The sequence below is a fragment of the Kitasatospora sp. NPDC001159 genome (genome assembly GCF_053598235.1).
Map to the genome: position 1 here is coordinate 20,986 of NZ_JBSFJV010000008.1, position 9,826 is coordinate 30,811.

The 9,826-nt window shown below is 72.5% G+C and carries 9 protein-coding genes and 1 pseudogene; 3 read left to right on the plus strand and 7 right to left on the minus strand.

What is annotated here, in order from left to right; all coding sequences use genetic code 11:
• Positions 1–11: 11 nt before the first annotated feature.
• Positions 12–145 (minus strand): annotated as a pseudogene (locus ACWC9T_RS06485) (RidA family protein); the annotation flags it as partial.
• A 345-nt stretch (positions 146–490) separates the two neighbouring features.
• Between ACWC9T_RS06485 and ACWC9T_RS06490 the strand changes: the two are divergent.
• Positions 491–1,087: a DUF1349 domain-containing protein gene (locus tag ACWC9T_RS06490; protein WP_449819927.1), complete on the plus strand. Its 597-nt coding sequence runs from the start codon at positions 491–493 to the stop codon at positions 1,085–1,087.
• Between the two features lie 36 nt (positions 1,088–1,123).
• Here the strand turns inward: ACWC9T_RS06490 and ACWC9T_RS06495 are convergent, their stop codons facing one another.
• Positions 1,124–1,402, minus strand: coding sequence for a hypothetical protein (locus ACWC9T_RS06495; RefSeq protein WP_449819928.1), 279 nt, complete (start codon positions 1,400–1,402; stop codon positions 1,124–1,126).
• A gap of 15 nt (positions 1,403–1,417) precedes the next feature.
• On the minus strand, positions 1,418–2,644 hold the full coding sequence (locus tag ACWC9T_RS06500; protein ID WP_449819929.1) for an SUKH-4 family immunity protein: 1,227 nt from the start codon (positions 2,642–2,644) through the stop codon (positions 1,418–1,420).
• 208 nt (positions 2,645–2,852) lie between these two features.
• On the opposite strand from ACWC9T_RS06500, the gene ACWC9T_RS06505 reads away from it, so the two are divergent.
• Positions 2,853–5,663 (plus strand): penicillin acylase family protein, encoded by a 2,811-nt coding sequence (locus tag ACWC9T_RS06505; RefSeq protein WP_449819930.1) that lies wholly within the window; start codon positions 2,853–2,855, stop codon positions 5,661–5,663.
• A gap of 53 nt (positions 5,664–5,716) precedes the next feature.
• On the opposite strand, the gene ACWC9T_RS06510 is transcribed toward ACWC9T_RS06505, so the two are convergent.
• The gene (locus tag ACWC9T_RS06510) at positions 5,717–6,049 is read right to left on the minus strand and encodes a hypothetical protein (RefSeq protein WP_449819931.1); all 333 of its coding nucleotides are present in this window, start codon (positions 6,047–6,049) and stop codon (positions 5,717–5,719) included.
• Between the two features lie 78 nt (positions 6,050–6,127).
• Between ACWC9T_RS06510 and ACWC9T_RS06515 the strand changes: the two genes are divergently transcribed.
• Positions 6,128–7,345, plus strand: coding sequence for a threonine synthase (locus ACWC9T_RS06515; RefSeq protein WP_449819932.1), 1,218 nt, complete (start codon positions 6,128–6,130; stop codon positions 7,343–7,345).
• A gap of 45 nt (positions 7,346–7,390) precedes the next feature.
• Here ACWC9T_RS06515 and ACWC9T_RS06520 read toward each other — a convergent pair whose 3' ends face one another.
• The 3 genes from ACWC9T_RS06520 to ACWC9T_RS06530 are packed head-to-tail and all read right to left on the minus strand — an operon-like array spanning position 7,391 to position 9,719.
• The gene (locus ACWC9T_RS06520; protein WP_449819933.1) at positions 7,391–8,458 is read right to left on the minus strand and encodes a hypothetical protein; all 1,068 of its coding nucleotides are present in this window, start codon (positions 8,456–8,458) and stop codon (positions 7,391–7,393) included.
• Positions 8,455–9,306 (minus strand): ABC transporter ATP-binding protein, encoded by an 852-nt coding sequence (locus ACWC9T_RS06525; RefSeq protein ID WP_449819934.1) that lies wholly within the window; start codon positions 9,304–9,306, stop codon positions 8,455–8,457. The genes ACWC9T_RS06520 and ACWC9T_RS06525 overlap by 4 nt, the downstream gene beginning before the upstream one ends.
• Complete coding sequence (locus tag ACWC9T_RS06530; protein WP_449819935.1) at positions 9,303–9,719, minus strand: GntR family transcriptional regulator; 417 nt, start codon at positions 9,717–9,719, stop codon at positions 9,303–9,305. The genes ACWC9T_RS06525 and ACWC9T_RS06530 overlap by 4 nt, the downstream gene beginning before the upstream one ends.
• Positions 9,720–9,826 lie beyond the last annotated feature (107 nt).

A 9,826-nucleotide genomic window follows, 5' to 3' on the forward strand; every position in this document is an offset into this window, starting at 1 on the left:
GTGGCCTGCTGTCAGGCGGCCCGCCGCGCGTACACCTCGATCTCGATCCTCATCCGAGGGTCTGCCAGACCGAACACCATCATCGTGGCGTCCGGCCGACGTCCCCGAAGCAGCGGCGCAGCACCGGCCAGCCGGCCTCGGCGTCTCGCTCGCCCCGGCGGGCATCCGCCGCATCCGGCTCAAGGGCGTCGCCTTCCGCCGGATCGAGCCCGGCACCGCCCGCACCCGGATGGCCGTCACCTGGCGCCGGCACGACCGGAACCCCCTGGTGGCCCACCTGTTGGCGGCAGTCAGCCAGTCCGACCACGACGGCCCCACCACCGGGTAGCCGCCGCTTCAGGCCCGTCGAGGCCTCGGAGCGCAAGGAGAGCACCCCGATCCGGCTGGTGCTCACGCCCTGACCCACCCCACCCCTCCCCTCCCCCGGCCGCGGGGCGAGTGCTTGGATGTTCTTTCCGAAACTTGCAGCGATCGGTGGAAGGACGGCCCGATGCACCCGCCCCGCGACATCCCCTGGCACGAGGGCAGCTGGCTCAACCCGCCCGAGCGCACTCACACCGACGGCACCGACCTCCTGGTCACCGCCCGTGGCCGCAGCGACTTCTGGCGCACCACCAGCTACGGCTTCGTCCGCGACGACGGCCACGCGCTGCTCACCGACTTCCCGCCGGGCAGCGCCACCGAAGTCACCTTCATCGCCGACTTCGCCGCCCTCTACGACCAGGCCGGCCTGCTGATCCGGGTCGACCCCCGGACGTGGATCAAGGCCGGAGTCGAGATGAGCGACGGCCTCCCCCACCTCGGCGCGGTCGTCACCCACGGCCTCTCCGACTGGTCCCTCGCCCCCGTCCCCGACTGGCACGGCCGCCCCGTCACCGTCCGCGCCAGCCGCACCGGCGACGCCGTCACCATCCGCGCCCGCTGCGAGGACGGCCCCTGGCGCCTGGTCCGCCTCGCGCCCCTCGCCCCCGACGCCCCCGCGACCGCCGGCCCGTTCTGCTGCTCCCCCGAACGCGACAGCCTCCAGGTCCGCTTCACCCGCCTCACCCAGGGCCCGGCCGACACGGCGCTGCACCTGCCGGACTGACAGCCCGGCAGCGCCCCTCCGCAGGGCTCCACCGGTTCACCTTCTCGTCCGCGAGTGCTCCTCGGAGATCCCTGACACCGTGTTCCCTGGTAGCTCGCCCGAACTGACGGCGGGGATGCGGGTGCCAACCAGCTGCTCGATCGAGCCGCTGCCGAAGGCTGCGGCGAGGGCTCGGTAGTCGGCGGGGAAGAAGTGGCCCTGGACCCGCTCTGCCGCACTCCAATCGACAGTATCCCCGCAGGTCGGCCCGATGCACGACAGCACCTGAAGCAGTTCGGTCACGGCGCTGCCGCCCTCCCGCGCGTGGCCCGTCATGGCTCTGACCGTCCGCTATTCCAGCAAGCTGCCCATGTGCCCGTCATCCACCCGTATCGGCCAGAAGTGGCGATCGCTCGCGAAGGCCTCCGGGTCCAGGGCCCGAAGGGTCTCCTCCGCCGCGCCGTCCAGCAGTTCGCACGGGTCGAACACCGACCACGACCCCGACGTCTGCGGACGCTCCGCCTCGCGCCGCTGCGCGCGCAGGTGCTCGAAGGTCCAGAGCACGTACAGCAGCGCGGACAGATCGCGGTGCAGGTACGCCGCCGGATCGTCGTCGTCCCACCAGTCCGGCAGTTCGACCTGCCCGGTGGCGCCGTCGAGCGCGACCACGAAGTCGTACATCCACCCACCGACCACCAGGAACTCCCCCTGGTACGGGCGGCTGGACATATCGCCGTCCTCGTCCGGCTCGTAGTTCTCCGGGGAGCCCTCCGCCAGCGTGCCCAGCGGGCCCTCGGCATCGACGTCGAGCAGGCACCGGCCGGAGACGGGCAGTCCGATCTCGGTGAGCAGGTGCCGCGTCGGGGCATGCGTGAGCCGCTCGGGCAGCTCGTCCTCGGCGAAGCGCCGGACCACGCCCTCGCCCTCGATCGTCGCGAGGTCCTCGACCAGAGACGGATCGATCTCGTACGCCAGAGCACCGTCCTCGCCGCTCTCGGCACCCCAGCCGAGGGCCCGGATCCGCAGCGCCGTCTCCCAGTGCGCGGGCTGACCGTCCGTCCGCCGGAACAGCTCCGGATCGGCCTCGCGCAACTCCTCCCGGACGACCCGCACCACCTCCGTGACCGTGGCCGGACGGCGCGGCGGCTCCGCGCCCCCCTCGTCGAGGTCGTACTCGCCGGCCGCGGCCGAGGTGACGGCCTCGATCGCCGCCACCAGGGCGATCAGGGTGTCCGGGCTGCTGGCCAGCAAGTCGCGCTGGAGCACGCCGTCGTCGTCCGGGCGGGCCAGGTACACCTCGCCGCTGGCGCCGTCCAGCAGCACCGCGACCGGCCCGCGGATCGACCAGGTCTCGTAGCGCGCCTCGCCCAGCACGTACAGGCCCTCGGCCCCCTGGACGGCGCGCCCCTCCCACCAAGTCGACGCGGACTCAAGCGCATCGGCGCCCGAGTCCCGCAGGTCCAGGTGCGCGTAGGACCAGCACAGCTCCCCGGCGGCGAGCAGTTCCCGGCTGCGCCCATGGGTCAGCCCGTCCGGCGACTCCTTGAGCCCCGCGACCTCCACGTCTGCCTCCACCACCGCGCACCCTCCTCCCCCGCCGATCTGACGGACGATCTCCCACCGACGCGAGCGACCATAGCCGACGACACTGACAACCAGCCGACCCGTGTCCCCGCGGACCGTCAACTCCGCCGCAACAACCGCGAAATGACATGCACGCCACTAGCCAACCGTCCAGTAGCACCCCTACCGTCGACTCCCCGTGGCTTCGACGGAGGAGCTAGCCTTGCGCCCACGCCCACGCCCCCACCGCCTCCGCTTCCCGGCCGCCGCCCTCGCGTCGGCCCTGCTCGTCACCGCAGCCCTCACCACCCCCACCACCGCCACCGCGGTCCCCACCAACACCACCACGGCCGCCGCCGACTACTGCGGCGGCCACTGCACCGACGTCCTCCCTCCCGGCGAGAACGGCAACGCCACCCTCGCCGAGATCCTGCTCAACCGGATGTTCGGCAGCCGCCCCGCGCACACCGACGACCAGCTCGGCCCCTACGCCGCCCTCGCCTCCGGCTATCCCGGGCTCACCGAGGCCGGGCTGCGCAGCTTCTTCAACGACGCCTCCTTCGGCGTCCCGGCCGACCAGGTGGCCAGCACCACCGCCCCGCGCCCGGACGTCACCATCGTGCGCGACAAGGCCACCGGCGTCCCGCACATCACCGGCACCACCCGCTACGGCACCGAGTTCGGCGCCGGCTACGCCGCCGCGCAGGACCGGCTCTGGGTGATGGACCTGTTCCGGCACGTCGGCCGCGGCCAGCTGTCCGGTTTCGCGGGCGGCGCGGCCGCCAACCGCCAGCTGGAGCAGAGCTTCTGGCAGGCCGCGCCGTACACCGAGGCCGAGTTGCAGGAGCAGATCGACGCCCTCGCCGCCCGCGGCGGCCGGGCCGCCCAGGCGCTCGCCGACGCCAACGCCTACCTCGACGGGGTCAACCAGTACGTCACGCAGGCGTACAACGGCCGTACCTTCCCCGGCGAGTACGACCTCACCGGGCACGTCGACCCGATCACCAACGCCGGTTCGATCGAGCCGTTCAAGCTGACCGACCTGGTCGCCCTGGCCTCCGTGGTCGGTGCGCTGTTCGGTGCGGGCGGCGGCAACGAACTCGCCTCCGCCCAGGTCAGGTCGGCCGCCGAGGCCCGCTACGGCAAGGACGCCGGGGACGCGGTCTGGAAGTCGCTGCGCGAGGCCGACGACCCGGAGGCGGTGCAGACCCTGCACGACGGGCAGAGCTTCCCGTACGCCACCGTGCCCGACCAGCCGCAGGGCCAGGCGCTGCCCGACCCCGGCTCGGTGGTGCCCGAACGGATGATCTACGACGCCACCGGCTCGGCGGGGGCGGCGACGACCGCCGCGAACGGCGTCCTCCCCGGCAACCTGCTCACCGCCAAGCACGGCATGTCCAACGCCCTGCTGGTCTCCGGCGCACATACCGACGACGGCCACCCGGTCGCCGTCTTCGGCCCGCAAACCGGCTACTTCGCCCCGCAGTTGCTGATGCTGGAGGAGATCCAGGGCCCCGGGATCAGCGCACGCGGCGCCGCCTTCGCCGGCCTGAGCTTCTACGTGCAGCTCGGCCGCGGCCAGGACTACGCCTGGAGCGCCACCTCGGCCGGGCAGGACATCACCGACACCTACGCCGTCCCGCTCTGCACCACCGACGGCTCGCCGGTCACCACCGCGGCCAACTCCTACCTCTGGCACGGCCAGTGCCTGCCCTTCGACCGGCTGGAACGCAAGAACGCGTGGAGCCCGACCACCGCCGACTCCACCCCGGCCGGCTCCTACACCCTGGTGATGTACCGCTCCAACTACGGCCTGGTGACCGCCCGGGGCACCGTCGGCGGCGCACCCGTCGCGTTCACCTCGCTGCGCTCCACCTACCGGCACGAGGCCGATTCCATCATTGGCTTCCAGGAGTTGAACGACCCCGGCGCGGTGCACGACGCACCGAGCTTCCAGCAGGCGGCGCAGGACATCAACTACACCTTCAACTGGTTCTACGCCGACTCCCGCGACATCGCGTACTACAACTCCGGCAGCAACCCGGTGCGCGCCCCCGGCGTCGACGCCGGCCTGCCGGTCCTCGCCCAACCCGCGTACGAGTGGGCCGACTTCGACCCTGCCACCAACACCGCCCGGTACACCCCGCCGACCGAGCACCCGCAGTCCGTCAACCAGGACTACTACATCTCCTGGAACAACAAGCAGGCCGACGGCTACACCGCCGCCGGCTTCGGCAACGGCTCGGTGCACCGCGGCAACCTGCTCGACGACCGGGTCAAGGCCCTGCTCGGCAACGGCGGCAAGGCCGGCCGGGTCTCACTCACCCAGGCCATGGAGAGCGCCGCCCTCGCTGACCTGCGGGCCGAGGACGTCCTGCCCGACCTGATCCGGGTCCTGCGCAGCGGGCCGGTCACCGACCCGGCCACCCTCACCGCGCTGCAGCAGCTGGAGGCCTGGCTCGCCAACGGCGGGCAACGGAAGGAGACTTCACCCGGCAGCCACAACTACGCGGACGCGGACGCGATCCGGGTGATGGACGCCTGGTGGCCACTGGTCGCCGACGGCGTCATGCGGCCCGGGCTCGGCGACCAGCTGTTCACCGCGCTGACCGGCGCACTGCAGATCAACGAGTCGCCCTCCGGCGGGCAGACCGGCGCCACGGCCGGCGGCCCGGCGAGCGCCAACGAGTCGATTCCGCACAAGGGTTCGGCCTTCCAGTACGGCTGGTGGAGCTACCTGGACAAGGACCTGCGGTCCACCCTCGGCGACCCGGTGGCCGGACCGCTGGCCCGTCCGTTCTGCGGTGGGGGCGACCTGGCGTCCTGCCGGGACACACTGCTGAACACCCTCAAGCAGGCCGCCACCCAGACCTCCTCCCAGGTCTACCCGGGCGACGCGGACTGCTCGGCGGGCGACCAGTGGTGCGCCGACACCATCATCCAGCGGCCGCTGGGCGGGGTGACGGACGACAAGACCACTTGGCAGAACCGGCCGACGTACCAGCAGGTGGTGCAGTTCGCCAGCCACCGCTGAGGCGGCGAAACGGCCGTCGGCGCCCCTGGAGGACGCCGGCGGCCGTCGCGCGCTCAGCCCAGCCGCTTGGCGACCTTCTGCTCGGCCTCCCGCAGATAGCGGGCCTGATCCCTGAGCCGGTGGCCCGCCCCGTTGTAGAACGGCGGGCTCTCATGCGTGGCCATCCGGTCGGAGAGGGCCTCCGCCAGCTCCGCCGCGACCTCCACCAGATCGGCGAGCGCGCCCAGCATCACCGGCTCGTCCGCCGCCGGGACCTTGTCCCGCCCGCGCTCCCGCGCCTTCGGCAACGCGTTCTCCCGCAACTGCCGCCGCGCCTCGTCCACCGCGTCGACCATCGCCCGCACACCGCCGTCCACCGCGCCCTCCAGCTCCTGCCCCGCCGTCAATGTCCGGGTGAGTGTGCCCCGCCGCCCAGCAGTCGGAAACTCCCCCTGTAGCACTCAAAACTTAGCTAGGGTACTTACATGACAGCAGGCGACTCCCTCGCAACCGTTCAGCGCTCACTCGGCAACCCCGACCTCGACTACCCGCTCCGGCCCCCGCTCACCGCGGGCTGCCCGCAGACCAGCACGGCGGACGTCTCCTACCCGGTCGAGGTCGACTACGCCTACGACAAGCTCGACCCGGCAAGCCTGTTCGCCCCCGTCAAGGCCCGTGGCGGCCTGGAGCGCTGGTCGCCGCTGCTGCCGCCGCTGCTCGCGCCGGGCCTCGGCGAGGGCGCCACCCCGCTGGTGGAGATCCAGCCGGGCGTCTACCTCAAGGACGAGTCCCGCAACCCCACCTGGAGCCACAAGGACCGGCTGAACCGCTGCACCACCAGCGCCGCCGTCGCTGTCGGCGCGCCCGGCATCGCGGTAGCGTCCTCCGGCAACCACGGCGCCTCGGCGGCCGCCTACGCCGCCCGCGCCGGACTGCCCTGCGTCGTCTTCACCGGCCCCGACGTGCCGCCCGCCGTGGACGCCTTCCTCAACGCCTACGGCGCCGTGGTGCTGCCGGTGCCGTGGGAGGCGCGCTGGCCGCTGCTGCGTCAGGTGGTCGAGCGCTTCAGCCTGCACCCGGTCAGCAACCTGACCACCACCCACACCGGTCACGCGTACGGCCCCGAGGGCTACAAGACGGTGGCGTACGAGATCTTCCAGGACGTGGGCGTGCCGAGCGCGGTGTTCGTGCCGACCGGGTACGGCGAGCTGCTGTTCGGCGTCTGGAAGGGCTTCGCCGAGCTGCACCGCCTCGGGCTGGCCGACCGGGTGCCGCGCGTCTTCTCCTGCGAGTCCGCGGCCTCCGGCCCGCTGCACCGGGCGCTCGCCCAGGGTGTCCCGGCCACCCACGTGACGGTAGGGCCGAGCGACGCGTACTCGATCGCCTCCCCGGTCAGCGGCTACCGGGGCGTGGTCGCGGTGCGTGCGAGCGGTGGCCGGGCGCTGACCGTGGACGACCGCCAACTCGTCGACGCCCAGCGCGAACTGGCCCGCGCCGGCCTGTGGGCCGAGCTGTCCTCGGCCGCCGGCCTGGCCGGACTGCGCAGCCTCGGCGAGGAGGACCTGGGCGACGGCCCGGTGGTCTGCGTGTCCACCTCCAGCGGCTTCAAGGACAAGGCCGTGGGCACCCACCCGACCGCCCCGGTCACCCCCGAGTGGGCACAGGTCGAACGCCGCCTGCGCGCCGCGGGCATCACCGGCTGACGCCTCAGACCCTGACCGGATCCGCCGCCCCCCGGAGGCCCCCGACTACGCCGCGGCCCGCCCCCGCCGTACCAGCCACCAGGTGACCGCCAGCGACACCACGAACAGCGTCAGGTTGACCCCGTTCTCGATCAGGTGGAAGGTCCCCAGCCGCCCCTGCGGCTGCAGGCTCTGCTGCATGCCGACGAACCCGTGTTGCTTCAGGCAGGAAAAGAAGGCGTCCCCCCGCCCGTCCGGGATGCTGCCGCAGGCCTGCGACATCACCTCACCGTACGGGTGGACCTGCCCGGCCGCGTCCACGAAGGGCGCTTTTCCGCCGTCCAGCACAAGCTCGTTGGGCACCGGGCCGAACGGGTCGCCGCCCGCGCCCCGGTCCGGTCCCAGCGGGATGGTCCGCGTCACCGGGTCCATCAGGTGCGGCCGCAACTGCTCCATCAGCGCGGTGCGCCCGGCGAAGGCGCCGAGCACCACGACCAGCGAGGGCAGCACCCGCCGCAGCACCGCGCCCACCGCCACGCCGAACATCCCCCAGGCGAGGCCGAGCGTGAGCGGCATCCAGCCGCCGGCTTGGAACAGCGTCCCCTCGAACAGGCTGCGCCGGTCCGCGAGGTGGACCAGCTGTGCGACGTGCAGGCACTCGGCGGCGAGCGCGGCGGCCAGCCCCCCGATGACGGTGCCGATCACGGCGAGCTTGCCGAACAGCCAGCGCATCGGGGTGATGTCCTGGGACCAGGCCAGCATCAGCGTGCGCTGTTCGTACTCCCGGGACAGCAGCGGCGCCCCGATGAACATGCCGAGCATCGCGGGCAGGAAGACCACCAGGTTCAGCTGGTAGCCGGCGATGTCGGCTCCGTCCTTGATCCGGGCGAGCCGCTCGTCGGCGACGGCCTTGGCGCAGTCCGGCCCGTTGCACAGGTCGATCGCGCTCTGCAGGTCGGAGGCGTTGACGGCCATCCAGGTCAGCATGACGGCCGTCATGACGGCGGCGCCGATCAGCACCGTGCGGTGCTGGCGCCAGGCGAGCCAGAGGATGCCGCGCCACAGGTTGTCGCGGGCGGCGAGGGCGGGCCGGGTCGCGGCGGCGGGCGGCGGGGTGGTGGTCGGGGCGCTCATCGTCCGGTCGCCCCGAGCGAGGTCTTGAGGTACGCGAGCACGATGTCCTCCAGGGTGACGGGGTGGCCGGTCCAGCCGGGGGCCTCCAGCGGGGTCGCCGCACCGAGCAGAGTGCGCACCGTGAAGGTGGACTGCCGGGCGGTGTGGGTCTCGTGCACGATCTCCCCCTCGACCGGCGGCCGTTCGGCCCGCGGGCCGGTCAGCCGCAGGTGTTGGGCGAGGAGGTCCTCGGTGTCGCCGTCGAGGATGTTGCGGCCGTGCGAGAGCAGGAGCAAGTGGTCACCCACCCCGGCGAGTTCGGCCACCACGTGGGTGGAGAGCAGTACGGTCATCCCGGTCTCGGCGACCTCGCCGAGCAGTTCGCCGGTGACGGCCTTGCGGGCGACCGGGTCGAGGTTGGCCAGCGGCTCGTCCAGCAGGAGCAGCGAGGGGCAGGAGCCGAGCGCGACGGACAGCGCCACCTGGGCCTGCTGCCCGCCGGAGAGCTTGCCGCAGCGCCGGTCGAGCGGGATGCCGAAGCGCTCCAGCCAGGCGAGCGCGCGCGGCTGGTCCCACACCCGGTTGGTGTGCCGGCCGAAGTTCAGCATGTCGGCGACGCTGAAGTCGCGGTAGAGCGGCTTGTCCTGGGCGAGCAGGACGACCCGGCCGCCGACCGTGTACTCCCCGGCCGTGGGCTTGAGCATGCCGCTGACGATGCTCATCAGGGTCGACTTCCCGGCGCCGTTGGCGCCGACCAGGGCGATCACCCCGCCGGCCGGGAGGGTGAAGGTGCAGTCGTCCAGGGCAGTGACGCCCCGGTACCTCTTGGTCAGCCCGCGCACCGTCAGGGCCGGTTCGACGGCGATCACGCCTGCACCCCGTGCCAGCCGGCCCGCTCGGCGGCGGCCTGCTCCGCAGTGAGCACGGCGGTGACCAGAGCCTTGACGTCCTCGTCCTCCAGCCCCGCCCGGCGGGCCTCGGCGACCCAACGGGCGAGCCCGGTGCGCAGCCGCGCCATGTCGTGCGGTTCGACGGCGCCGAGCGAGCCGGTGACGAAGGTGCCGGAGCCCTGGCGGGCCTCGACCAAGCCGGCGTGCTCCAGTTCCTTGTAGGCCTTGAGCACGGTGTTGGCGTTGACCGTGCACGAGACGACGACGTCCCGCACGGCCGGGAGGCGGTCCCCGGGCTTCAGTACTCCCAGCCTGAGCGCCTCCCGCACCTGTCGTACGAGCTGCGCGTAGGCCGGGAGGCTGTCCGCCCGGTCCACATGGAAGTCGATCACGGGGCATCTCCTCGCATCGTTGAGGCCTGCCCCTGAATTGTTATGGTCTAGTAGAACACTAGTCAATCACTACACTGAAACCCTGTCAGCGGGAACTGAACCCCGCT

Excerpts from the sequence above, each read along its gene's own strand:
- ACWC9T_RS06490 (WP_449819927.1), top strand. The coding sequence starts at position 491 with ATGCACCCGCCCCGCGACATCCCCTGGCACGAGGGCAGCTGGCTCAAC.
- ACWC9T_RS06495 (WP_449819928.1), bottom strand. The coding sequence starts at position 1,402 with ATGACGGGCCACGCGCGGGAGGGCGGCAGCGCCGTGACCGAACTGCTT.
- ACWC9T_RS06515 (WP_449819932.1), top strand. The coding sequence starts at position 6,128 with ATGACAGCAGGCGACTCCCTCGCAACCGTTCAGCGCTCACTCGGCAAC.
- ACWC9T_RS06520 (WP_449819933.1), bottom strand. The coding sequence starts at position 8,458 with ATGAGCGCCCCGACCACCACCCCGCCGCCCGCCGCCGCGACCCGGCCC.